Source organism: Streptomyces griseicoloratus, from assembly GCF_014534645.1.
Taxonomy (GTDB): Bacteria; Actinomycetota; Actinomycetes; order Streptomycetales; family Streptomycetaceae; genus Streptomyces; species Streptomyces griseicoloratus.
This window is the reverse complement of record NZ_JACVQF010000220.1, coordinates 47597-70449: the sequence shown is the minus strand read 5'-3', so window position 1 is coordinate 70449 and position 22853 is coordinate 47597. Positions and strand designations below refer to the sequence as shown.

Annotated in this window: 23 protein-coding genes; 5 read left to right on the top strand and 18 right to left on the bottom strand. The window is 73.3% G+C overall.

The annotated features are described in order from the left end of the window. Positions 1–29: 29 nt before the first annotated feature. The 3 genes from H0H10_RS28550 to H0H10_RS28540 form a co-directional block, all read right to left on the bottom strand. Complete coding sequence (locus tag H0H10_RS28550) at positions 30–386, bottom strand: YciI family protein (RefSeq protein WP_188184004.1); 357 nt, start codon at positions 384–386, stop codon at positions 30–32. A gap of 129 nt (positions 387–515) precedes the next feature. Beyond that, positions 516–1541, bottom strand: coding sequence for an LCP family protein (locus tag H0H10_RS28545; protein WP_188184003.1), 1026 nt, complete (start codon positions 1539–1541; stop codon positions 516–518). Positions 1542–1721: 180 nt separating this feature from the next. Beyond that, positions 1722–2774, bottom strand: coding sequence for a LacI family DNA-binding transcriptional regulator (locus H0H10_RS28540; protein ID WP_188184002.1), 1053 nt, complete (start codon positions 2772–2774; stop codon positions 1722–1724). A gap of 121 nt (positions 2775–2895) precedes the next feature. On the opposite strand from H0H10_RS28540, the gene H0H10_RS28535 reads away from it, so the two are divergent. Further along, positions 2896–5235 (top strand): beta-xylosidase/alpha-l-arabinosidase, encoded by a 2340-nt coding sequence (locus H0H10_RS28535; protein WP_188184001.1) that lies wholly within the window; start codon positions 2896–2898, stop codon positions 5233–5235. A gap of 27 nt (positions 5236–5262) precedes the next feature. Here H0H10_RS28535 and H0H10_RS28530 read toward each other — a convergent pair whose 3' ends face one another. The 4 genes from H0H10_RS28530 to tsaB are packed head-to-tail and all read right to left on the bottom strand — an operon-like array spanning position 5263 to position 7787. Further along, positions 5263–5520 (bottom strand): hypothetical protein, encoded by a 258-nt coding sequence (locus tag H0H10_RS28530; protein ID WP_188184000.1) that lies wholly within the window; start codon positions 5518–5520, stop codon positions 5263–5265. Beyond that, positions 5517–6614: a tRNA (adenosine(37)-N6)-threonylcarbamoyltransferase complex transferase subunit TsaD gene (tsaD, locus tag H0H10_RS28525; protein ID WP_188183999.1), complete on the bottom strand. Its 1098-nt coding sequence runs from the start codon at positions 6612–6614 to the stop codon at positions 5517–5519. Before tsaD ends, H0H10_RS28530 begins: the two co-directional genes overlap by 4 nt. Continuing rightward, positions 6607–7104 (bottom strand): ribosomal protein S18-alanine N-acetyltransferase, encoded by a 498-nt coding sequence (gene rimI / locus H0H10_RS28520; protein ID WP_188184154.1) that lies wholly within the window; start codon positions 7102–7104, stop codon positions 6607–6609. Before rimI ends, tsaD begins: the two co-directional genes overlap by 8 nt. Positions 7105–7133: 29 nt before the next feature. Next, positions 7134–7787, bottom strand: a complete 654-nt coding sequence (gene tsaB / locus H0H10_RS28515; protein ID WP_188183998.1) for a tRNA (adenosine(37)-N6)-threonylcarbamoyltransferase complex dimerization subunit type 1 TsaB — start codon at positions 7785–7787, stop codon at positions 7134–7136. A 109-nt stretch (positions 7788–7896) separates the two neighbouring features. On the opposite strand from tsaB, the gene H0H10_RS28510 reads away from it, so the two are divergent. After that, a complete protein-coding gene (locus H0H10_RS28510; protein WP_188183997.1) occupies positions 7897–8448 on the top strand; it encodes a hypothetical protein in 552 nt (183 codons plus the stop codon). A gap of 22 nt (positions 8449–8470) precedes the next feature. Here the strand turns inward: H0H10_RS28510 and H0H10_RS28505 are convergent, their stop codons facing one another. From H0H10_RS28505 to H0H10_RS28485, 5 genes are all read right to left on the bottom strand, one after another. Then, a complete protein-coding gene (locus tag H0H10_RS28505; RefSeq protein ID WP_188183996.1) occupies positions 8471–8632 on the bottom strand; it encodes a hypothetical protein in 162 nt (53 codons plus the stop codon). Positions 8633–9117: 485 nt separating this feature from the next. After that, positions 9118–9642, bottom strand: a complete 525-nt coding sequence (tsaE, locus tag H0H10_RS28500) for a tRNA (adenosine(37)-N6)-threonylcarbamoyltransferase complex ATPase subunit type 1 TsaE (protein ID WP_188183995.1) — start codon at positions 9640–9642, stop codon at positions 9118–9120. 88 nt (positions 9643–9730) lie between these two features. After that, positions 9731–10927 carry an alpha/beta fold hydrolase gene (locus H0H10_RS28495; protein WP_188183994.1) on the bottom strand — a complete coding sequence of 399 codons (1197 nt, stop codon included), beginning with the start codon at positions 10925–10927 and terminating at the stop codon, positions 9731–9733. Positions 10928–10955: 28 nt separating this feature from the next. Then, a complete protein-coding gene (gene alr / locus H0H10_RS28490; RefSeq protein ID WP_188183993.1) occupies positions 10956–12152 on the bottom strand; it encodes an alanine racemase in 1197 nt (398 codons plus the stop codon). Positions 12153–12438: 286 nt separating this feature from the next. Beyond that, positions 12439–13875 (bottom strand): NAD(P)H-hydrate dehydratase, encoded by a 1437-nt coding sequence (locus H0H10_RS28485; RefSeq protein WP_188183992.1) that lies wholly within the window; start codon positions 13873–13875, stop codon positions 12439–12441. A gap of 94 nt (positions 13876–13969) precedes the next feature. On the opposite strand from H0H10_RS28485, the gene H0H10_RS28480 reads away from it, so the two are divergent. Next, the gene (locus H0H10_RS28480) at positions 13970–14566 is read left to right on the top strand and encodes a helix-turn-helix domain-containing protein (protein WP_188183991.1); all 597 of its coding nucleotides are present in this window, start codon (positions 13970–13972) and stop codon (positions 14564–14566) included. 98 nt (positions 14567–14664) lie between these two features. On the opposite strand, the gene H0H10_RS28475 is transcribed toward H0H10_RS28480, so the two are convergent. From H0H10_RS28475 to H0H10_RS28465, 3 genes are all read right to left on the bottom strand, one after another. Then, entirely contained in the window at positions 14665–15036 is a 372-nt protein-coding gene (locus H0H10_RS28475; RefSeq protein WP_188183990.1) for a holo-ACP synthase, read from the bottom strand. 33 nt (positions 15037–15069) lie between these two features. Continuing rightward, positions 15070–16917, bottom strand: coding sequence for a glutamine--fructose-6-phosphate transaminase (isomerizing) (gene glmS, locus H0H10_RS28470; RefSeq protein WP_188183989.1), 1848 nt, complete (start codon positions 16915–16917; stop codon positions 15070–15072). A 152-nt stretch (positions 16918–17069) separates the two neighbouring features. Continuing rightward, positions 17070–17849, bottom strand: coding sequence for a hypothetical protein (locus H0H10_RS28465; RefSeq protein ID WP_188183988.1), 780 nt, complete (start codon positions 17847–17849; stop codon positions 17070–17072). 222 nt (positions 17850–18071) lie between these two features. On the opposite strand from H0H10_RS28465, the gene coaA reads away from it, so the two are divergent. Together coaA and H0H10_RS28455 are read left to right on the top strand one after the other, a co-directional pair. Continuing rightward, positions 18072–19040, top strand: a complete 969-nt coding sequence (gene coaA / locus H0H10_RS28460; protein ID WP_188183987.1) for a type I pantothenate kinase — start codon at positions 18072–18074, stop codon at positions 19038–19040. Positions 19041–19073: 33 nt separating this feature from the next. Next, entirely contained in the window at positions 19074–20021 is a 948-nt protein-coding gene (locus tag H0H10_RS28455; protein WP_188183986.1) for a DUF389 domain-containing protein, read from the top strand. Between the two features lie 129 nt (positions 20022–20150). Here the strand turns inward: H0H10_RS28455 and glmM are convergent, their stop codons facing one another. The 3 genes from glmM to rplM form a co-directional block, all read right to left on the bottom strand. Continuing rightward, entirely contained in the window at positions 20151–21509 is a 1359-nt protein-coding gene (gene glmM / locus H0H10_RS28450) for a phosphoglucosamine mutase (RefSeq protein ID WP_188183985.1), read from the bottom strand. A 220-nt stretch (positions 21510–21729) separates the two neighbouring features. Next, the gene (gene rpsI / locus H0H10_RS28445; protein ID WP_004984481.1) at positions 21730–22242 is read right to left on the bottom strand and encodes a 30S ribosomal protein S9; all 513 of its coding nucleotides are present in this window, start codon (positions 22240–22242) and stop codon (positions 21730–21732) included. A gap of 42 nt (positions 22243–22284) precedes the next feature. Next, positions 22285–22728 (bottom strand): 50S ribosomal protein L13, encoded by a 444-nt coding sequence (gene rplM / locus H0H10_RS28440; RefSeq protein WP_166001549.1) that lies wholly within the window; start codon positions 22726–22728, stop codon positions 22285–22287. Positions 22729–22853: the final 125 nt, after the last annotated feature.

Genomic DNA, 22853 nt, shown 5'->3' with positions numbered 1-22853 from the left:
ACCCTCGGCTCCCCGGGGCAAAGCGGAGGTCAGCCCTCCATGATCTCCCGCACCTCGCAGGTCACCGTCCAGTGCTCCTCGTGCGTCTTCAGGAAGCGCTTGGTCCACTCGATCGCCTCGGCCTTGTCCTTGGCCTGCATCAGCGCGTAGCCGCCGATGACCTCCTTGGACTCGGTGAAGGGACCGTCCGTGGTGGACAGCTGCCCGCCCTCGTAGTGGACGCGGGTGCCCTGGGCGGTCGGGGTGAGCCCGGCGGTGTCGAGCAGGACGCCGGCCTTCGTCATCTCCTCCATCAGCTTCTCCATGCGCTGCACCAGCTCGGGGCTGGGGCCGCCGGCGAGGGTGTCGTTCTCCTCGATCCGGATCAGCGACAGGTAGCGGGGCATGGTCTCTCCTCGGGCTCGGTGACCGGGTCCTTCCCGGCCTGACTACCCCTGCGTCGAACGGGACGCCTCCGGATCGACACCCCCGCCGGAAATTCCGCGAAGTTTTTTTCCGGCCCGCCGGCCCGGCCGTCAGCGCAGGGACTCCCACAGCTCCCGGGCGTCCGGTTCGCGCGCCACCACCCGGTTGGCGTCCCAGGGCGCCGGCACCACCGGCATCGTCACCGTCGTCACGTCGTCCGCCGCCAGGCCCGCGAGGCTCCGGCCGAGGCCCGTCAGCTCGGCGAGCGAGTCCAGGCCGGTGTCGGTGGTGAGGCTGCCGGTGACCGCGTCGGCGACCCGGTAGAGCTGCGCGGGGTCGGTGAGCAGGCCGGCGTCGGAGATCCGCTCCAGCAGCGCCTTGACCAGCTTCTGCTGGAGTTCTATGCGTTCCAGGTCGCTGCCACCGGCCAGCCCGTACCGGGTGCGGGCCAGCCCGAGGGCCTGGGTGCCGTCGAGGTGGTGGGTGCCCGCCGGGAGGTGGAGGTGGCTCTTGTCGTCGTCGATGTCCACGTCGGTGGTGACGGTCACGCCGCCGAGCGCGTCGACCAGCTCGGCGAAGCCGGAGAAGTCGATCTCGATGTAGTGGTCCATGCGGACGCCGGTGAGGGACTCGGCCGTCTTCACCGCACACACCGGTCCGCCCAGGGCGTAGGCGGTGTTGAACATCGCGCCGGTCGCCTCCCGGGTCGAACCGCCGTCCGGCAGCGGGCAGGAGGGGCGGGTGACGAGCGTGTCCCGCGGGATGCTGACGACGGTGGCGTGGGCCCGGCCGGGGTCGAGGTGGACGACCATCGCGGTGTCGGAGCGGGCGCCCTCGCTGTCGCCGCCGCCGAGTTCCCGGTTCTCCTCGCCGCTGCGCGAGTCCGAGCCGAGGACCAGGATGTTCAGCGCGCCGGCGGGCAGCTCGGAGGCGGAGGCCGAGGGCGAGGGGACGGGCGCGGTGACCGGCTCGGCGGGGCGGTCGTCGCCGAGGGCGCCGTCGATGTCGACGCTGCGGATGTTGCCGTTCAGATGCCAGTACGCCCAGCCGGCCGCGGCGGCGCCCAGCAGCAGGGCGCCCGCCAGGGCGAGGCCGGCGGCCCTCAGCACCTTGGAGCGCCCGTCCCGACCGCCCATGTGTCCGCCCCCGTCCCGGTCCGTCGCGTCCCCACGCGAGTGCCACCGGGAGGAACGTAAGTCCGAATTGTTGCGGGCGGCGACCCCCGGTCGGCATTCTGCGGAAATTCTCAGATTTCCCGGGAGGGCAGCCGCCCCGAGGGGATTCGAAAGTTTCGGACGCCTGCCCGACTGGCTTCGCTAGTCGATCGGAGGCGCCCCGGTGCTGCTGCGCACCTCCAGGCTGGTGGCCAGCTCCACCCGGGTCGCCGCCGCCGGGCCGTCGTCGCGGCCCAGCTCCAGGACCAGCCGGGCAGCCGCCTCGGCCATCTCGGTGAGCGGCTGCCGTACGGTCGTCAGCGGCGGCCCCACCCAGCGCGCCACCGGCAGGTCGTCGAAGCCGACCACGCTCAGGTCCTGCGGGATGCGCAGACCCAGTTCGCGCGCGGCCTCGTACAGCCCGAGGGCCTGCAGGTCGTTGCCGGCGAAGACGGCCGTGGGCCGGTCGGGCCGGCGCAGCAGTTCGAGGCCCTGGCGGTAGCCGGCCTCGTGGTGGAAGTCACCGGTCAGGATCAGCTCGGGGTCCACCGGCAGCCCGGCCGTCTCCAGGGCGGCGCGGTAGCCGTCGATCCGGGCGCGGCTGCACATCATCCGGGTGGGCCCGCTGATCGCGCCGATGCGGGTGTGGCCCAGTTCGACCAGGTGCCGGGTGGCGGCGAGCCCGCCCTGCCAGTTGGTGGCGCCGATGGACGGCACGTCGGCGCCGGGGTCGCCGGCCGGGTCCATCACCACGAACGGGATGGAGCGGCTGGTCAGCAGGGCCCGCTGGGACTCGTCCAGCCCGGACAGCACCAGGATCACGCCGTGCGGGCGGCGGGCGGCCACCTGGTCGGCCCAGGTCCGGCCGGGAGTGAGGCGTCCCGCGCTCTCGGAGAGGACGACGCTCAGGCCCGCGTCCCGCGCCACGTTCTCCACGCCCCGGATGACCTCCATCGCCCAGGCGCTCTCCAGCTCGTGGAAGACCAGGTCGATCAGGGGCGACCGGGTCGCCTCGGCGCGGCGGCGCCGGTAGCCGTGGGCGCGCAGCAGCTCCTCCACGCGGGCCCGGGTGGCAGGGGCGACGTCGGCTCGGCCGTTGAGGACCTTCGAAACAGTCGGTGCCGACACACCGGCCTCGCGGGCGATCTCGGCGAGCGTCGCGGTCTGCGCGGACCGCCCTTGCGTCCGTGTTTCAGCGGGCTGCGGGGATGTCATGGCGGCGATCGTATCCCCGCAGACCCTCTTGACGAAGAGTTCGGGGGGCCATAGGTTTCCGGAACATTCGATATAGATATCGAAACATTCGTGAGAGGGCCGTCCACCCGACAGGAGTTCCATGACCACCGCGCCCTGGCGTGACCCCGCCCTGCCCGCCGCCGCCCGCGTCGACGACCTCCTCTCCCGGATGACCCTGGAGGAGAAGACCGCCCAGCTGTACGGCGTGTGGGTGGGCGCCGCCACGGAGGGCGACGGCGTCGCCCCGCTGCAGAACCAGATGACGGCCGACTACGACTGGGACGAGCTGATCACCCACGGCCTCGGCCAGCTCACCCGCCCCTTCGGCACCGCCCCCGTCGACCCGGCCCTCGGAGCCCGGGCGCTCGCCCTCGCCCAGCGCCGGATCACCGAGGCCGGCCGCTTCGGCATCCCGGCCCTCGCCCACGAGGAGTGCCTGGCCGGCTTCACCGCCTGGCGGGCCACCGCCTACCCGGTGCCGCTCGCCTGGGGCGCCACCTTCGATCCCGGCCTCGTGGAGGAGATGGCCCGGCACATCGGCCGCGACCTGCGCTCGGTCGGCGTCCACCAGGGCCTCGCCCCCGTCCTGGACGTCGTACGGGACGCCCGCTGGGGCCGGGTGGAGGAGACGATCGGCGAGGACCCCTACCTGGTCGGCACCATCGGCGCCGCCTACGTCCGGGGCCTGGAGTCGGCCGGGATCGTCGCCACGCTCAAGCACTTCGCCGGGTACGCCTCCTCGGCCGGCGCCCGCAACCTGGCCCCGGTGCGGGCCGGCGTGCGCGAGGTCGCCGACGTGACCCTCCCCCCGTTCGAGATGGCCCTGCGCGAGGGCGGGGCCCGCTCGGTGATGGCCGCGTACACGGAGACGGACGGCGTCCCCGCCTCGGCGGACCCCACGCTGCTGACCGGCCTCCTGCGCGAGGAGTGGGGCTTCACCGGCACGGTGGTCTCCGACTACTTCGGCATCGGCTTCCTCGAATCCCTGCACCGCGTCGCCGGCACCCCCGCCGAGGCGGCGCACCTGGCCCTCGCGGCCGGCATCGACGTGGAGCTGCCCACCCTGAAGTGCTACGGCAAGCCGCTGCTGGAGGCGGTCCGGGCGGGCCGGGTCCCCGAGGAACTGATCGACCTCTCGGCGCGCCGCGTCCTGCTGCAGAAGTGCGAACTGGGCCTGCTGGACGAGGACTGGACTCCCGTGCCGCCCGAGGACACCGCGCCGGTCGACCTCGACTCCCCCGCCAACCGCGCCCTGGCCCGCCGCCTGGCCGAGGAGTCGGTGGTGCTCCTGGACAACCCCGACGGCCTGCTGCCGCTCGCCCCCGACACGCGCATCGCCGTGGTGGGCCCGCGGGCGGCCGACGCGCTGGCGATGCTCGGCTGCTACTCCTTCCCGTCCCACGTCCTGCCCCACCACCCCGAGGTGCCGACGGGCATCGACATCCCGACGGTGCTGGACGCCCTGCGCGCCGAACTGCCCGACGCCAAGGTGACGTTCGCCGAGGGCTGCGGCACCTCGGACCCGGACGCCTCGGGCTTCGAGGAGGCCGTGGCCCGGGCCGCGGAGGCGGACGTGTGCGTGGCGGTGCTGGGCGACCGGGCCGGCCTGTTCGGCCGGGGCACCTCGGGCGAGGGCTGCGACGCCGGCGACCTCAGGCTGCCCGGCGTCCAGGGCGCGCTGCTGGACGCGCTGGTCGCGACCGGCGTGCCCGTGGTCCTGGTGCTGCTCACCGGCAGGCCGTACGCGCTCGGCCGCTGGCACGGGCGGCTCGGCGCGGTCGTCCAGGCGTTCTTCCCCGGCGAGGAGGGCGGCCCGGCGGTCGCGGGAGTGCTGTCGGGCCGCGTCACGCCCTCCGGCCGTCTCCCGGTGAGCGTCCCGAACCTGCCCGGCGGCCAGCCCTGGACCTACCTCCAGCCCCCGCTGGGCCTGGCCGGCGAGGTCAGCAATCTCGACCCGACCCCGCTGTACGCCTTCGGGCACGGCCGCTCGTACACGACGTTCGCGTGGGAGGACTTCACCGGCGGCGAGGAGGCCGGGACGACGGAGATCGGCACGGAGATCGGCACGGACGGCTCGTACGACGTGTCCCTGACCGTCCGCAACACCGGCGACCGCCCGGGCGCCGAGGTCGTACAGCTCTATCTGCACGACCCGGTGGCCAGCGTGACTCGCCCGGACCTGCGGCTCGTCGGCTACCGGCGGGTGGAGCTGGCGCCGGGCGAGGCGGCCCGCGTGACGTTCCGCTTCCACGCGGACCTGGCGTCGTTCACCGACCGCACCGGGCGGCGGATCGTCGAACCCGGCGTCCTGGAGCTGCGGCTCGCGGCCTCCAGCGCGGACGTGCGCCACACCGCGCGGCTGGCCCTGACCGGGCCGGTGCGCACGCTCGGCCCGGACCGGCGGCTCAGGTGCGCGACGGAGGTGTCGGCGACGGCCTGACCCGGCCCGCCGGCCGGCCCCCGGTCGTCAGCCGGCGCCGACCGACTCGAACCGCCAGCGGTGCACCGCGCGGGTGACCAGCTCCCCGTCCGGTTCGGGCAGCTCGGGCAGGTCGGCGTCGTAGGGGGCGTCCCACCAGGTGATGACGAGGACCCGGTCCTGCGGGGCGCGGAAGGTCTCCCGGCGCAGCGGCCCGGCGGGCAGCTCCTGCCGCCGGGCCCAGGCCAGCAGGTCCTCGCCCCGGCCGGGCACGGCCCGGGCCTCCCACATCAGCGCGACGGTCACGAGTACAGGTTCTCCTTGCTGACCTCGTGCACGTGGTCGTGGCCGTGCGCGGTGCCCGGCACGTGCGGGTCCGTCACCGGCAGCGAGGAGTCGGCCGACAGGTCCCAGTCCGAGGCGGCCCGGCCCCGGGCCACCATCTCGGCGCCGAGCGCGGCCACCATCGCCCCGTTGTCCGTGCACAGCTTGGGCCGCGGCACGCGCAGCCGGATCCCGGCCGCCTCGCAGCGGTCCTGGGCCAGCGCCCGCAGCCGGGAGTTGGCGGCCACACCGCCGCCGATCATGAGGTGGTCGACGCCCTCGTCCTTGCAGGCCCGCACCGCCTTGCGGGTCAGCACGTCCACGACCGCCTCCTGGAAGGAGGCCGCCACGTCCCGCACCGGCACCTCCTCGCCCGCCGCCCGCCGGGCCTCGATCCAGCGGGCCACGGCCGTCTTCAGCCCGGAGAAGGAGAAGTCGTACGCCGGGTCGCGCGGCCCGGTCAGCCCGCGCGGGAACGCGATCGCGTCCGGGTCGCCCTCGCGGGCGTAACGGTCGATGACGGGACCGCCGGGGAAGCCGAGGTTCAGCACCCGGGCGATCTTGTCGAAGGCCTCGCCGGCCGCGTCGTCGATGGTGGCGCCCATCGGGCGGACGTCGGAGGTGATGTCCTCCGACAGCAGCAGCGAGGAGTGCCCGCCGGAGACCAGCAGCGCCATCGTCGGCTCGGGCAGCGGGCCGTGCTCCAACTGGTCGACGCAGATGTGCGAGGCGAGGTGGTTGACGCCGTACAGGGGCTTGCCCAGCGCGTAGGCGTACGCCTTCGCCGCCGAGACGCCGACCAGCAGGGCACCGGCGAGGCCGGGACCGGCGGTGACGGCGATGCCGTCGAGGTCGCGGGCGGTGACCCCCGCCTCCTTCAGCGCGCGGTCGATGGTGGGGACCATCGCCTCCAGGTGGGCGCGGCTCGCCACCTCCGGCACCACGCCGCCGAAGCGGGCGTGCTCGTCGACGCTGGAGGCGACGGCGTCGGCCAGCAGGGTGGTGCCGCGGACGACGCCGACGCCGGTCTCGTCGCAGGAGGTCTCGATCCCCAGGACCAGGGGTTCGTCAGCCATGATTGTCGGTTCCTTGTACGGAGTCGGCGCCCGCGGCGGAGCCGCCGTCGGGCGCTGTGGTCAGGCGCATCACCAGTGCGTCCACGTTGCCCGGCTGGTAGTAGCCGCGGCGGAAGCCGATGGGCTCGAAGCCGAAGCGCTCGTAGAGCTTCTGGGCGCGGACGTTGTCCACCCGGCACTCCAGCAGCACTTCGGTGCACTCGAACGCGGTCGCCGCCCGCAGCAGCTCGGTGAGCAGCCGCCCGCCGAGTCCGGTGCCCCAGTGGTCGCGGGCGACGGCGATGGTCTGGACGTCGGCCTGGTCCCCGGAGGCGACGAGACCGGCGTAGCCGACGATGCGGCCGCCGTCCTCGGCCACCAGGTACCGGCGGTTGGCCTCCGGTCCGCGCGAGTGGGCCAGCTCGGACCAGAACATCCCCCGCGACCAGGCGTCCTCCGGGAACAGCTCCCGTTCGAGTCCGAGCACGGGGTCGATGTCCCACCAGCGCATCTCGCGCAGCACGACAGACACGGGCCCGCTCACTTGGGGGTGACCACCTTGTAGTTCTTGGGGACCTGGGCGTCGGGCCGGCGCAGGTACAGCGGCCTCGGCGCGGGCAGCTCCTCGCCCGCGGCCAGCTTCTCGGCGGCCAGACACGCCAGGGCGGCCGCGGACACGTGCTCGGGCTCGTGCGCCTTCGGGAAGGTGTCCGGGTACAGCAGCGCCCCGGCGCCGACGGCCGGCAGGCCCTCGACCTCGTCGGCGATGTCGGCGGGACGGTCGACGGCCGGGTCGGTGACGCGGGTGCGGGAGTCGGCGTACCGCGCCCAGTAGACCTCCTTGCGGCGGGCGTCGGTCGCCACCACGAAGGGGCCGTGCAGGTCGGCGGCGTACGCCAGTCCGTCCAGCGTGCACACGCCGTGCACGGGCACGCCGAGCGCGAGCCCGAAGGTGTCCGCGGTCATCAGGCCGACGCGCAGGCCCGTGTAAGGGCCGGGGCCGATGCCGGCGACGATGCCGGTGACGGCGTCGAGCCTGAGACCGGCCTCGGCGAGCACCCGGTCGACGGCGGGCAGCAGCAGCTCACCGTGCCGGCGTGCGTCGACCTGGCTGGACGAGGCGATGACGTCCGTACCGTCGTGCAGCGCGACGGTGACGGCGGGCGTGGCGGTATCCAGAGCGAGCAAGAGCACGCAAACAGCCTACGGCGCTCCGGGGTCCGTGTCGGACGCCCCGGTCGGACGGTCACCTGCTGCTACCGTCGCCACGGGGGCACGACCTACGACGACGAGGTGGTCGCCAGTGCCAGGCAGCAGCGCCGGGATCGTGGCCGGGCTCACCACGGCCGCCCTGATGACGATCGGTTTCCTCGCCTACCAGGCGTCGGCCACCCTCCCCGCCGATCTGGGCAGACGCCAGGCGAGCGGCACGGTCGCCGACGCCCCGAAGGCGCCCCGCGACCGACGGAACCCCACCGCCCTGCCCCGCGGCTCCGGAACGGGTGAACGGGTGGTGTACTCGGTGGACGACGACCGGGTGTGGCTGGTCGGCCCGGACAACAGGGTCCAGCGCACGTTCCGCGTCACCCCGAGCACGGTCGATCCGGCGCCGGGCACCTACACCGTCACCTCCCGGTCGAAGAAGATCACCGGCTCCGACGGCGTCCTCGTCGAGCACGTCGTGTGCTTCACCACCGTCGACGGGGTCGTGATCGGGTTCAGCGCGGCCGTGAACGGGTCGATGGCGAAGCCCGACCCGCACGTGCGGACCGGCGGCATCCGGGAGACCCGCGCGGACGGCGACGCGATGTGGCGGTTCGCGACGACCGGTCAGCCGGTCGTCGTCATCCGCTGAGGCCGGACGCCGTCCGGCGGCGTCAGGCGGCCTCGCGGTGCTCTCCGGCCGCCGGGCGCGGATCCGGCACCGGCGGGCGGGGCGGCGTCGAGACCGCCTTGGCCGCGGCGCAGGCGGCGAGCAGGTCGTGCATGGACACGCCGGCGACGGCGTGCGGCTGCGGCTGGGCCTTGGTCTCCGGCATGGACGCCTCCTGAAGGTCGGGGGCGGAGCGTAGTTAGGTATCCCTAACTACGTGCTGGCCACCATGTGACCACGCGAAGGCCACCGAACGCAATATCTTCCCGACGGCCTGTCGGAACGTTCTCGTGAGCGCGTCCAGGACCCGACCGGGCAGACGGGACCGGCCGGGCGGTCAGGCAGACGGGACCGGCCAAGCCAGCCAGGCCGGACCGAGCGGGCGGACCCGGAGCGGCCAGACGGACGACCGGGCGGGCAGGGCCGGGCGGTCAGACGGGCCGGACCGGGCAAGCGAGGCGGACCGGGCGGTCAGGCAGACGGGACCGGCCAAGCCAGCCAGGCCGGATCGAGCGGGCGGACCCGGAGCGCCCAGACGGACGACCGGGCGGGCCGGGCCGGGCGGTCAGGCGGGCCGGACCGGGCAAGCGAGACCGGGCGGTCAGGCAGGCGGGACCGGCCAACCCAGCCGGGCCGGGGCGGGCGGGGGGCTCAGGTGTCGAGCACGGTCAGGTCGGCCGTCGCCCAGCGCTCGCCGATTCCGGTCAGCGTCACGTGCCGTACCTCGTCGGTGGTGTCGCCCACGGCCCGGTGGATCACCAGCTGGAGCCGGTCGTCGGTCAGCTCCTCGACCTTGCCCTCGCCCCACTCCACGACGATCACGGAATCGGGCAGCGAGACGTCGAGGTCGAGGTCCTCCATCTCGTCCAGACCGCCGGAGAGCCGGTAGGCGTCGACGTGGACCAGCGGCGGGCCGTCGTCGAGGGAGGGGTGCACGCGGGCGATCACGAAGGTCGGCGAGGTGACCGCACCGCGCACGCCGAGTCCCTCACCGAGGCCCCGGGTCAGCGTCGTCTTGCCCGCCCCCAGTTCCCCGCTGAGCATCACCAGGTCGCCGGCGCGCAGCAGCTTGGCGAGCCTGCGGCCCAGCTCCCGCATCTGCTCGGGGGAGGTGACGGTGACGCGAACGGTGCCGCCGTCGGGCACCGGCGTGTGCGATGTCGCGGTCTCTTCCATCGTCGCTCACTTGCAGTAGTCGCTTGTCACGCCCCGCGAGGGGCCGTTCGGGCCGGACCTCGGCCGGTTCGGCCGGCAGCCGCTTCCGTCAGGAAGAGGCGGAGTCACAGCCATCCACGGTAGCCGCTGACGGCATCGCCCCGACGCGGGCCAGCAGATCGGCGAGGCGGTCGGTGACCAGTTCCGGGTGCTCCAGCATCACCAGGTGCCCCGCATCCGGCACCAGCACCAGCTCCGCGTCCGGCAGCAGACCGGCGATCGCCTCGCTGTGCTCGCTGGGCGTCACCAGGTCCTGCACGCCGGCCAGCACGAGCACCGGCAGGTCGGCGAAGTGGGCGAGTGCCTCCGTCTTGTCGTGGTCGTTGAAGGCCGGGTAGTACTCGGCGACCACGTCGATCGGCGTCGACTCGATCATCCGCTCGGCGAACCGGGCCACGGCCGGATCGACGTCCCGTGAGGCGAACGAGTACCGCTTGATGATCCCGGCGAACAGGTCCGCGGCCGCCCGCCGCCCCTTCTCCACCAGCTCGGCCCGCTGCCCCAGCGCCTTCAGCACCGCCGGGAGGAAGCGCCGCACCGCGTTGACGCCGGCCACCGGCAGCCCGAAGTTGACCTCGCCGAGCCGCCCGGACGACGTGCCGACGAGGGCGACGGCGACCACCCGCTCACGGACCAGCTCGGGGAACTGGTCGGCCAGGGCCATCACGGTCATGCCGCCCATGGAGTGACCGACCAGCACGATCGGTCCCTCGGGCGCGGCCGCGTCGATGACGGCCTTCAGATCGCGGCCCAGCTCGTCGATGGTGATCGGCACTCCGTCGCGCACCTGCGGCACGCCCCGTCCGGACCGGCCGTGGCTGCGCTGGTCCCAGTGCACGGTCCGTACGACGCCCCGCAGCGCCGCCCGCTGGAAGTGCCAGGAGTCCTGGTTGAGGCAGTAGCCGTGGCTGAAGACGACGGTCACGGGGGCGGGGGCCTTGCGGCCGAAGAGCCGCCGCCTGCGGCGGGGGTGCGCGGACTCGGCCCCCGGGTCGACGTCGTCGACCTCGTAGTACAGCTCGGTGCCGTCGTCGGCGTAGGCCTTGCCGGGGGTGCCGCGCAGTGCGCCGTACGGTCCCGTCGAGTCCAGGGCGAGCTGCGCCTTGCGGCGCACCCCGCGGCCGACGGTGAGCCGCTCTATCGCCACGCCGGTCGCGGCGCCCGCCGCCAGCACGCCTATCGCGATGCCCGCGAGGCCGGTCGTCCGGCGCCAGCCTCCGGCGGCCTCCGCGCTGCTCTCGCTCACGTACCGCTCCTCCTCGCCGGGTCGCCGTTCACCGTGCCGGGTGCCGGCCGAGCGCCTGCCGTTCGTTCCTGTAGACGCGGGGAACGCGCGAACCGATGCGTGTGACGATCTCGTACGCGATGGTGCCCGCGGCCTGCGCCCAGTCCTCCGCGGTGGGCTCGCCCCGGTCGCCGGGCCCGAACAGGACCGCCTCGGCGCCCGGCGCGGGCCGGTCCCCGCCCAGGTCGACGACGAACTGGTCCATCGCGATCCGCCCCGCCACGGTGCGCCACTTGCCCTCGACCAGGACCGGGCCGGCCGAGGAGGCATGGCGGGGGATGCCGTCCGCGTAGCCGAGGGGGACGAGACCGAGGGTCGTCGCTCCGGGGGTGGTGTAGTGGTGCCCGTAGCTGACGCCGTGCCCGCCGGGGACGTCCTTGACCAGGGCCAGCGAGGCGGACAGCGTCATCACCGGGCGCAGCCCGAAGTCGGCGGGGGTGCCCAGCTCGGGGCTGGGCGAGATGCCGTACACGGCGATCCCGGCCCGTACGAGGTCGAAGTGGGCCTCGGGGAGCGTGAGCAGGGCCGGCGAGTTGGCGATGTGCCGCACCTCGGGTCGGACGCCCTGCTCCTCGGCGTACGCCGTCATCTCCCGGAAGCGGGTGAGCTGGGCGGTGATGGAGGGGTGGCCGGGCTCGTCGGCGCAGGCGAAGTGGGACCACAGCCCGGTGACGCGGAGCAGTCCCTCGCCCTCGGCCCGCAGGGCCTCGCGGACGAGTTCCGCCCAGTCGTCCCCCGGCTGGCAGCCGTTACGGCCGAGCCCGGTGTCGGCCTTGAGCTGCACGCGCGCGGGGCGGCCGGCACGCCGTGCCGCCTCGACGACCTCCTCCAGGGCCCACATCCCGCTGACGGACACGTCGAGATCCGCCTCGATCGCCTCCCGCCAGGGTCCGCCCGGCGTCCACAGCCAGCACATGATGCGCACGTCGTCCGGGAGTCCCGCCTCCGCGCGCAGCGCGAGTGCCTCCTGCGGCGTGGCGGTGCCCAGCCAGGTCGCCCCGGCGGCGACGGCCGCGCGGGCGCACGGGGTCGCGCCGTGGCCGTAGGCGTCGGACTTCACGACGGCCATGAGGGCGGCCCCGGGAGCCCGCTCGCGCAGCACGCGGACGTTGGCCTCCAGGGCGGCCAGATCGATCTCGGCGCGGGCCCGCAGGGTGGCGGCCCACTGAGCAGCTGTCTCACTCATCGTGGCCCCAGTCTCTCAGAGCCCCGAAACCCCCCACGCCCGCACAACCACGGACGGCCCGCAGCCGCTGCCTACGGGCAGTCGTGCCTCCCCCCGGCAGCCTGCACCGGCCGCAGCCTGCGGGCAGTCGTGCCTCCCCCAGTGCCTGAACGGCCTGGGAGGTACCCCCAGGGCGGCACGGGTGGGCGCAGGCGGCACCCCGCGACGCCGGGCCGCGCACGCCCCCCGGCCCGCACAAGTGCCGAGCACCGCTCGGACAACGCCCGCACCGACCCCGAGCCCCCGCTCAACCAACCCCCCGCACATCCCGCCACGCCCCCGGAATCGCGTCGGCCACGTCATGCGCCCCCACCGGCGCCCCGTCCGCCGCGAACCGCCCGGCGAGCCCGTGCAGGTACGCCCCCGCGCTCCCCGCGTCCACCGCCGAGAGCCCCGCCGCCAGCAACGACCCCACGAGCCCCGACAGCACGTCCCCGCTGCCGGCGGTCGCCAGCCACGACGTCCCGGTCGCGTTGACCCGGACGGTCCCGCCGTCCCGCCCGGCGACCAGCGTCGTCGACCCCTTCAGCAGCACCGCCGCCCCGTACCGCCCCGCCAGCTCCCGCACCGCGGCCAGCCGCGCCCCCTCGACCTCCTCCCGGCTCACCCCGAGCAGCGCCGCCGCCTCCCCGGCGTGCGGGGTCATCAGCGTCGGTGCCGTACGCCTCCGCACCGCACCCGGGTCCGCCAGCCGCAGCCCGTCCGCGTCGACCAGCACGGGCACGTCGGCCGCCAGCACCTCCGCCACCGGTCCGGCGTCGTCGCCGGCCCCCGGCCCGACGACCCATGCCTGCACGCGCCCCGCCCGCTTCGGCCCCCGGTCCGACACCAGCGTCTCCGGGAAGCGGGCGATCACCGCGTCCCCGGCCGGACCGACGTACCGCACCGCCCCGGCCCCGCCCCGCAGCGCCCCCGACACGGCGAGCACGGCCGCGCCCGGGTAGCGGGCCGACCCGGCGGCGATGCCGACCACCCCGCGCCGGTACTTGTCGCTCTCGACGGCCGGCACCGGCAGCAGCCGGGCCACGTCCGCGTGCTGAAGGGCCTCCAGCACGGCCCCGTCCGGCAGTTCCAGCCCGATGTCGACCAGCCGCACCGACCCGGCGTACTCCCGCGCCGGGTCGATCAGCAGCCCGGGCTTGTGCGTCCCGAACGTCACCGTCAGGTCGGCCCGCACCGCCGCCCCGTGCACCTGCCCCGTGTCGGCGTCGACACCGCTCGGCAGGTCGACGGCGACGACGGCGGCCCGCGACCGGCGGGCCGCCTCGGCGAGCGGCACCGCCTCCGCCCGCAGCCCGCCCTTGCCGCCGATCCCGACGATGCCGTCGACGACCAGGTCGGCCCCCGCGACCAGCCCTTCCCCGGCACCGGCCGCCGCGACGCTCCCGCCGGCCCGGCGCAGGGCGGCCAGCCCGCCGGCGTGCGCGCGCTCCGGCGTCAGCAGCACGGCCGTCACGCCCGCGCCCCGCCGGGCCAGCCGCGCCCCGGCGTACAGGGCGTCGCCGCCGTTGTCGCCGCTGCCGACCAGCAGCACGACCCGGCTGCCGTACACCCGGCCGAGCAGGTCCGCGCAGGCGGCGGCGAGCCCGGCCGCCGCCCGCTGCATCAACGCCCCTTCCGGCAGCCGTGCCATCAACACCCGTTCGGCCGTTCTGACCGTCTCCACGCTGTACGCAGTCCGCATGCCGTCGAGTCTTCCCTGTCCGCCGCGAACGTCACGAACCGCGCCACCGGATGCCGACTTGACAGAGTGTTTTGCCGTACCGGCAAATGACGTCATGGGCGAAGACGACCAGCTCGCAGACGTACTGACCGCGCTCGGACCCCGTCTGCGCGCCCTGCGGCAGGCCCGCGGCACCACACTGGCCGGGCTCAGCAGCGCCACGGGAATCTCCGTGAGCACGCTGTCCCGGCTGGAGTCGGGGCGGCGTGAGCCGACGCTGCGCCATCTGCTGCCCCTGGCCCGGGCGTACCGCCTCCCCCTGGACGAACTCGTCGGCTCCCACACCGGTGATCCCCGCGTCCACCCGCGTCCCGTGGTCCGGGGCGACCAGACCTGGATCCCGCTCACCCGGCACCTGGGCGGCGGCCTGCAGGCGTACAAGCAGATCCTCCCCGCCCCGGCCGCCACACGGACGAGGCGGCCCGCACAGGGATCGCACGAGGGCCACGAATGGCTCTACGTCCTGTCCGGCCGCCTGCTGCTCGCGCTGGGCGACGAGGACGTCGTCCTGACGGCCGGCGAGACGGCCGAGTTCGACACCCGCGTTCCGCACGGCGTCGCCAACGCGGGGGACGGCCCGGTCGAGTGGATCGCGCTGTACGGCCCGCAGGGCGAACGCATGCACGTCCGCGTCCAGCCGGCCGACGGCTGAACGCGCCCCCGCGCGGGCCGGGCGTCGGCCCCGTCGCCCCGGTCCGGTGCCCGGAAGGGCGGCCTCACCGGCCTCCCGGCCCCACCGGCCTCCCGGCCTCACCCCTCCGCGATCACCACCGCGGACGCCACCCCCGCGTCATGACTCAGCGACACGTGCCACGACGTCACCCCGAGCTCCGACGCCCGGGCCGCCACCGTGCCCGTCACCCGCAGCTGGGGCCGCCCGCTGTCCTCGACGTACACCTCGGCGTCGGTCCAGAGCAGCCCCGCCGGCGCGCCGAGCGCCTTGGCCAGCGCCTCCTTCGCCGCGAAGCGGGCGGCGAGCGAGGCGACGCCCCGGCGCTCACCGCTGGGCAGCAGCATCTCCCTCTCCCGGAAGAGCCGCCTGGCCAGGCCCGGCGTCCGCTCCAGGGACGCCCCGAACCGCTCGATCTCGGCCACGTCGATCCCGACCCCGATGATGCTCATGCCGAGCACCCTATGGGGGCGCGCGGCCGCCGATTACTCCACCGTCACCGACTTCGCCAGGTTGCGGGGCTGGTCCACCTCGTTGCCCCGGGCCGTCGCGAGCTCGCACGCGAAGACCTGCAGGGGCACCGTCGCCACCAGCGGCTGGAGCAGCGTCGGCGTGGCGGGGATCCGGACGACGTGGTCGGCGTAGGGCACGACCGCCTCGTCGCCCTCCTCGGCGATGACGATGGTCCGCGCGCCCCTGGCCCGGATCTCCTGGATGTTGGAGACGATCTTGTCGTGGAGCACGGAACGCCCGCGCGGGGACGGCACGACCACGACGACCGGCAGGTCCTCCTCGATCAGCGCGATCGGCCCGTGCTTCAGCTCGCCCGCCGCGAAGCCCTCGGCGTGCATGTACGCCAGTTCCTTCAGCTTGAGCGCGCCTTCGAGCGCCACGGGGTAGCCGACGTGCCGCCCCAGGAACAGCACCGTGTTCTTGTGGGCGAGCGAGCGGGCCAGTTCCCGCACCGGCTCCATGGTCTCCAGGACCCGTTCGACGGCGCCGCTGATCTGCGACAGGTCGCGGATGACGTCGCGGATCTCGTCGGCCCACTTGGTGCCGCGCACCTGCCCCAGGTACAGGGCGACCAGGTAGCAGGCCACCAGCTGGGTCAGGAACGCCTTGGTCGAGGCGACGGCGACCTCCGGCCCGGCGTGCGTGTAGAGCACCGCGTCGGACTCGCGGGGGATGGTCGAGCCGTTGGTGTTGCAGATGGCGAGCACCTTGGCGCCCTGTTCCCGGGCGTGGCGCAAGGCCATGAGGGTGTCCATGGTCTCGCCGGACTGGGAGATGGCGATGACCAGGGTCTGCTGGTCGAGGATGGGGTCGCGGTAGCGGAACTCGCTGGCCAGCTCGACCTCGCAGGGGATCCGCGTCCAGTGCTCGATGGCGTACTTGGCGATCAGCCCGGCATGGAAGGCCGTGCCGCAGGCGACGATGACGACCTTGTCCATCTCTCGCAGTTCGGCGGCGCTGATGCGCACCTCGTCCAGGGTGAGGGAGCCGGCTCCGTCGATGCGGCCCAGCAGGGTGTCGGCGACCGCCTTCGGCTGCTCGGCGATCTCCTTCAGCATGAAGTAGTCGTAGCCGCCCTTCTCGGCGGCCGAGGCGTCCCAGTCGACGTGGTAGGCGCGGACGTCCGCCGGGCTGCCGTCGAAGCCGGTGACGGTCACGCCGTCCCGGCGCAGCTCCACGACCTGGTCCTGGCCGAGTTCGATGGCGTCCCGGGTGTGGGTGATGAACGCGGCGACGTCGGAGGCGAGGAAGGACTCGCCCTGGCCGACACCCACCACGAGCGGCGAGTTGCGGCGCGCGCCCACGACCACGTCCGGCTCGTCCGCGTGCGCGGCGACCAGCGTGAACGCGCCCTCCAGGCGCCGGCACACGAGCCGCATCGCCTCGGCCAGGTCGGCGCAGGCGGAGAACTCCTCGGCGAGCAGGTGGGCGACGACCTCGGTGTCGGTCTCGGAGGCCAGCTCGTGGCCGCGCTCGGCCAGTTCGGCCCTGAGCACGGCGAAGTTCTCGATGATGCCGTTGTGGACGACGGCCACGCGGCCCGCGTTGTCGAGGTGCGGATGGGCGTTGGCGTCGGTGGGTCCGCCGTGCGTGGCCCACCGGGTGTGACCGATGCCCGTCGTGGCGGCCGGCAGCGGCCGTTCGGACAGCTCCTTCTCCAGGTTGACGAGCTTTCCGGCGCGCTTGGCGGAGGCGAGCCCGCCGTCCGCGAGCACGGCGACGCCCGCCGAGTCGTATCCCCGGTACTCCAGCCGCTTCAGTCCGGTCATCACGACATCAAGTGCCGATTGCGACCCCACGTATCCCACGATTCCGCACATGACCGGCAGCCTACGGTCAGCTTCGGTCACGAACCTGCCCGCGCGTGCCCGAAATCGGAAATTCCCACCGGGGTACGAACGCCCCGATGGGAATTTCCGGACGGTGACGGCCGGTGTCGGATGGTGACGGCCGTTGACGGACGGTGCCGCGGTCAGCCGAGCTTGGCGAGCTGGGCGTCGACGATCTCCGTCGGGAACGCGAAGTCCTTGCCGCTCGCCGCGGCGGCCAGATTGAGGGCGACGAAGGAGGCGACGGTCGAGCCCTTGCGGGTGACGACGGCCTTGACCGGGAACTCGTCGCCGTCCTCGCCGACCGTCGTCAGGGTCAGCGCGATCGCCTCGTCGGCTCCCCCGGGCGCCCGGTCCTCGGCCACCTTGGCGATCTCGGCCTTCTCGCCCGCCGCGGTGGTGGTGAAACCGCCGGCGCACGTGCCGACGGCCGCCTTCAGGTCCTTCAGGGCCGACTCGGCGCCGCCGTCCTCGTAGGACGCCAGCGTCACCAGGACCTTGTCCAGGTCGAACGCGCTCTCCAGGGCCTCCTCGGTCAGCTCGTCACCGGCGGGTTTCTTCGGCCCCTCCGTCCAGGAGCGCTTGACCGTGGCCGCCGGCTCGCCCTGGGCGACGCCGGTCTGGGCGAGGGAGAGCGGCTGGCAGGCCGCGTTGTCCGCCTTGACCTGGTCCTTGGCGATGTCGTCCGCCGCGGGCACCTTGGTGGCGACCTTGCCGTTCTTGACGTCCGCCTGGGTCAGCGCGGCCTTCTCCAGCTCGGCGGCGGTCAGCGCCTTGGCGGCCTGCGTGGTCTCGCCGGCCCCGGCCTTGTCGCCGCCGGCCGTGTCGCCGTCGTCGGAGGAGCCGCCGCAGGCGGTGGCGAGGAGCGCCAGGGCGGCGGCGGAGGCCGCGAGGGCGGTGCGGCGGACGGCGGTCGATCTCACGTAGGTGACTCTTTCTGCCGGGTCTCGCGGATGGGCTCCGCGTGATCTTTGCGCGCACATTACGCACAGCCGGCACACAGTTGATCAACAAAATCCCCACCGGTATCCGACCGTGACGCCGACGTGATCTCCCCGGTGGAGCGGCGGCGGGCGTGACACAGCCCACCCGCCATCCCGTTCGAACTCCGTTAACAATGGACTGTGATCTCTCCGGTCTCCTCGATGCCCCGGAGCGCCCACCGGTCCAGGCCGGAGGCGACTCCCTACGTCGACCTCACCCGTGCCGAGTGGAGCGCGCTGCGCGACAAGACGCCGCTGCCGCTCACCGCCGAGGAGGTCGAGAAGCTGCGCGGCCTCGGCGACGTCATCGACCTCGACGAGGTGCGGGACATCTACCTCCCGCTGTCCCGGCTGCTCAACCTCTACGTCGGCGCCACGGACGGCCTGCGCGGCGCGCTGAACACGTTCCTGGGCGAACAGGGCTCCCAGGCGGGCACGCCCTTCGTCATAGGCGTCGCCGGCTCGGTGGCGGTCGGCAAGTCCACCGTCGCCCGCCTCCTCCAGGCGCTGCTGTCCCGCTGGCCCGAACACCCGCGCGTCGAGCTGGTGACCACCGACGGCTTCCTGCTGCCCACCCGGGAGCTCCAGGCCCGCGGACTGATGTCGCGGAAAGGTTTCCCCGAGTCGTACGACCGCCGTGCGCTCACCCGGTTCGTCGCCGACATCAAGGCCGGCAAGAGCGAGGTGACCGCCCCCGTCTACTCCCACCTCATCTACGACATCGTCCCCGGCGAGAAGCTGGTCGTCCGCCGCCCCGACATCCTGATCGTCGAAGGGCTGAACGTGCTCCAGCCCGCCCTGCCCGGCAAGGACGGCCGCACCAGGGTCGGCCTCGCCGACTACTTCGACTTCAGCGTGTACGTCGACGCCCGCACCGAGGACATCGAGCGCTGGTACCTCAGCCGCTTCCGGAAGCTGCGCGAGACCGCCTTCCAGAACCCGTCCTCGTACTTCCGCAAGTACACCCAGGTGTCGGAGGAGGAGGCCCTCGACTACGCCCGCACCACCTGGCGCACCATCAACAAGCCCAACCTGGTGGAGAACGTGGCCCCCACCCGCGGCCGCGCCACCCTCATCCTGCGCAAGGGCCCGGACCACAAGGTGCAGCGGCTGAGCCTGCGGAAGCTGTGAATGCGGGCCCCGGTGGCCTGTTAAAAAGACGTCATGCTGCATCTGCGCCTGATCACTCCGGCCGACCGGACCGACGACGTGGTCCGTCTGATCGGCCGAACGGTCGGCACCACCCACCTCGTCGTCCTGCCCGGCTGCGCCCGCGATCCCGAGGGCGACGTCGTCATGTGCGACGTGGCCCGCGAGGCGGGCGACGAACTCATCAGCGGTCTGCGGGCGTTGGGGATCGACAGCTCCGGTGCCATCACCGCCGAGAACATCGACCTGTCGCTGTCCGAGCGCGCCGACGAGGCCGAGGAGGCGGCGCCGGGCGAGGCCGCGGACGCGGTGCTGTGGGAGCAACTGCAGGAGGCGACGCACGAGGAGTCGACGCTGTCGATCACGTACGTCGCCTTCATCACGCTCGCCACGATGATCGCGGCCTGCGGTGTGGTGCTCGACAACGCGATCCTGATCGTGGGCGCGATGGCGGTGGGCCCGGAGTTCGGACCGCTGGCCGGGATCTGCACGGCGATCGTGCAGCGCGCGCCGCGCCTGGCGCTGCGTTCCGCGGTCGCGCTGCTGGTGGGCTTCGCGGCGGCGATGGTGGTGACCGCGGGCTTCAGCCTCTTCATGGACGCCGTGGACCTGTTCAGCAAGGCGCAGTTGGAGGCGGAGCGGCCCAACACCGGGTTCATCTACGCCCCGGACTGGTTCTCCTTCGTGGTGGCGGTCCTCGCCGGGGCCGCGGGCACCCTCTCGCTGACCTCCGCCAAGTCCGGTGCCCTGGTCGGCGTCGCCATCTCGGTGACGACCGTCCCGGCCGCCGCGAACGCGGCCGTGGCGCTCGTCTACGGCGACACCGGCCAGGGCTGGCACTCGGCGGAGCAGCTCCTGCTCAACCTGTTCGGCATCGTCCTGGCCGGCACGCTGACGCTGTACGCCCAGAAGGCCCTCTGGGCGACCCAGCGCTCACGCCTGACGAAACCCGAAAGACCCTGACGGAACGTCAACCTCTCGGCGCAGGCCGGGGTACGTGCCCCCAGGGGCGCGGGGAACTGCGCGACCAGCCACAACGCACCCGCAGCCCGCGACGAGACAGAACCCCCACCCCGAACCCGGTGCCGAAAACTATCCCAACGCGGACTTCACGGCATCGGCCAGCCGCCCCGCAACAGACCGAGCCTGCTCGATATCCGCGGCCTCGACCATCACCCGCACCAGCGGCTCGGTCCCGGAGGGACGCAGCAGCACCCGCCCGGTGGAGCCCAGCTCCCGCTCCGCCTCGGTCACGGCGGCCGCCAGCTCCGCGGAGGTCTTCACCCGGGACTTGTCCACGTCCGGCACATTGATCAGCACCTGCGGCAGCCGCTCCATGACGGACGCGAGGTCCTTGAGCGTACGGCCGGTCTGCGCGACCCGCGCGGCCAGCATCAGCCCGGTGAGCGTGCCGTCGCCGGTGGTGGCGTGGTCCAGGATGATGACGTGGCCGGACTGCTCGCCGCCGAGGGCGTAGCCCTTGTCCTTCATCTCCTCCAGGACGTACCGGTCGCCGACCGCGGTCTGCACGAAGTGGATGCCCTCGCGCTCCATGGCGAGCTTGAAGCCCAGGTTGGACATGACGGTCGCGACGACGGTGTCGGAGCGCAGCGCGGAACGTTCCCTCAGCGCCAGCGCGAGCACCGCGAGGATCTGGTCGCCGTCCACCTCCTCGCCGGTGTGGTCCACGGCCAGGCAGCGGTCGGCGTCGCCGTCGTGGGCGATGCCGAGGTCGGCGCCGTGCTCGACGACGGCGGCCTTGAGCAGGTCGAGGTGGGTGGAGCCGCAGCCGTCGTTGATGTTGAGGCCGTCCGGCACGGCACCGATGGTGACGACCTCGGCGCCGGCCCGCGCGAACGCCTCGGGCGAGACCCGGTGGGCCGCGCCGTGCGCCTCGTCGAGGACGATCTTCAGGCCGTCCAGCCGGTTCGGCAGGACGCCGACGAGATGGGCGACGTACTGGTCGAGCCCCTCGTCGTAGTCCCGCACCCGGCCGACGCCGGCGCCGGTCGGACGGTCCCAGGGGGCGCCGGTGCGGTGCTCGGCGTAGACGGCCTCGATGCGGTCCTCCAGCTCGTCGGCGAGCTTGTGGCCGCCGCGGGCGAAGAACTTGATGCCGTTGTCGGGCATGGCGTTGTGGCTCGCGGACAGCATCACGCCGAGGTCGGCGCCGAGCGCGCCGGTGAGGTGGGCCACCGCGGGCGTCGGCAGCACGCCGACCCGCAGCACGTCCACGCCGGCGCTGGCGAGGCCGGCGACCACGGCGGCCTCCAGGAACTCCCCGGAGGCACGCGGGTCCCGTCCGACCACGGCGGTCGGCCGGTGTCCGGCGAACGTGCCCGCCTCGGCCAGTACGTGCGCCGCGGCGACGGAGAGACCGAGCGCCAGCTCGGCCGTCAGATCCGCGTTGGCGACACCGCGCACGCCGTCCGTGCCGAAGAGTCGTCCCACTTGTCCTCCCGAGGAAACGTCAATTCCGGAAGCGCTGCCGGTGCGGCCCACGCAGACGGCTTCCGTGTCCCGGGCCCGCGGTGCTGCGCGATGCCCGGCAATCCGATCACACAAGCCTTTGAACGTCTTGTGCCGTTATACGCCCAACGACGGGGATAAACGAACGCCCCGGCAGCACAGTGGCGTGCCGCCGGGGCGTTCGGAGTACAGCCGGCGAAGCTTAGCGCTTGCTGTACTGCGGAGCCTTGCGGGCCTTCTTCAGACCGGCCTTCTTCCGCTCGACCGCGCGGTCGTCGCGGCGCAGGAAGCCGGCCTTCTTCAGCGGGCCGCGGTTGTTGTCGACGTCGGCCTCGTTCAGGGCGCGGGCGACACCGAGACGGAGCGCACCGGCCTGACCGGAGACACCGCCACCCGCGATGCGGGCGATGACGTCGTAACGGTCCTCCAGCTCGAGCACCTTGAAGGGCTCGTTGACCTCCTGCTGGTGCACCTTGTTCGGGAAGTAGTCCTCGAGGGTGCGGCCGTTGATCTTCCACTTGCCGGTGCCCGGGACGATCCGGACACGGGCGATGGCGTTCTTGCGGCGGCCCAGGCCGGCGGCCGGCTGGGGCTCGCCGAAGCGGGAGGCCAGGGACTCCGAGGTGTACTCGCCCTCGACGGGCACCTCGGACTCGGTGGTGTAGCTGTCGATGTCAAGCTCTTCGAGCGGCTGCTCGGCAGTGGTCTCGGCCACGATTCTCCTCAGATTCTCTTCAGTCTTAGGGGGTGGCCGGACTTACTGCGCGACCTGGGTGATCTCGAACGGCTGCGGCTGCTGCGCGCCGTGCGGGTGCTGGTCACCCTTGTAGACCTTCAGCTTCGAGAGCATCTGACGGCCCAGGGAGTTCTTCGGGAGCATGCCCTTGACGGCCTTCTCGATGGCCTTCTCCGGGTTCTTGTCCAGCAGCTCGTCGTAGCGGACGGAGCGCAGACCGCCCGGGTAGCCGGAGTGGCGGTACGCCATCTTCTGGGTCCGCTTGTTGCCGGAGAGGTGCACCTTGTCGGCGTTGATGATGATGACGAAGTCACCAGCGTCGACGTGCGGCGCGTAGATCGGCTTGTGCTTGCCCCGCAGAAGGGTGGCGGCGGTCGACGCCAGACGGCCCAGGACGACGTCCTGGGCATCGATGACGTGCCACTGGCGGGTGACATCGCCGGGCTTGGGGCTGTACGTACGCACGGTTCGTAGCCTTCGCTTCTTCAGTGAATGGTCCTGACAAGGTCACCGAAGACGATCACGACAGCCCTGACCGCACAGCGGTGACGCAAACCGCGTGCTGGTCGCTGGTCATCGGCCCGGTGGAC

Bases quoted from the DNA above. Each gene is read 5' to 3' on its own strand.
- H0H10_RS28535 (WP_188184001.1), top strand. From the start codon at position 2,896: ATGACCACCGCGCCCTGGCGTGACCCCGCCCTGCCCGCCGCCGCCCGC.
- H0H10_RS28485 (WP_188183992.1), bottom strand. From the start codon at position 13,875: ATGCGGACTGCGTACAGCGTGGAGACGGTCAGAACGGCCGAACGGGTG.
- tsaE (WP_188183995.1), bottom strand. From the start codon at position 9,642: ATGGAAGAGACCGCGACATCGCACACGCCGGTGCCCGACGGCGGCACC.
- alr (WP_188183993.1), bottom strand. From the start codon at position 12,152: ATGAGTGAGACAGCTGCTCAGTGGGCCGCCACCCTGCGGGCCCGCGCC.
- H0H10_RS28480 (WP_188183991.1), top strand. From the start codon at position 13,970: ATGGGCGAAGACGACCAGCTCGCAGACGTACTGACCGCGCTCGGACCC.
- rimI (WP_188184154.1), bottom strand. From the start codon at position 7,104: ATGCGCTGGTGGGACATCGACCCCGTGCTCGGACTCGAACGGGAGCTG.
- tsaD (WP_188183999.1), bottom strand. From the start codon at position 6,614: ATGGCTGACGAACCCCTGGTCCTGGGGATCGAGACCTCCTGCGACGAG.
- H0H10_RS28545 (WP_188184003.1), bottom strand. From the start codon at position 1,541: ATGGGCGGTCGGGACGGGCGCTCCAAGGTGCTGAGGGCCGCCGGCCTC.
- glmS (WP_188183989.1), bottom strand. From the start codon at position 16,917: ATGTGCGGAATCGTGGGATACGTGGGGTCGCAATCGGCACTTGATGTC.
- H0H10_RS28475 (WP_188183990.1), bottom strand. From the start codon at position 15,036: ATGAGCATCATCGGGGTCGGGATCGACGTGGCCGAGATCGAGCGGTTC.
- coaA (WP_188183987.1), top strand. From the start codon at position 18,072: ATGCCCCGGAGCGCCCACCGGTCCAGGCCGGAGGCGACTCCCTACGTC.
- H0H10_RS28540 (WP_188184002.1), bottom strand. From the start codon at position 2,774: ATGACATCCCCGCAGCCCGCTGAAACACGGACGCAAGGGCGGTCCGCG.
- H0H10_RS28550 (WP_188184004.1), bottom strand. From the start codon at position 386: ATGCCCCGCTACCTGTCGCTGATCCGGATCGAGGAGAACGACACCCTC.
- H0H10_RS28455 (WP_188183986.1), top strand. From the start codon at position 19,074: ATGCTGCATCTGCGCCTGATCACTCCGGCCGACCGGACCGACGACGTG.
- H0H10_RS28505 (WP_188183996.1), bottom strand. From the start codon at position 8,632: ATGCCGGAGACCAAGGCCCAGCCGCAGCCGCACGCCGTCGCCGGCGTG.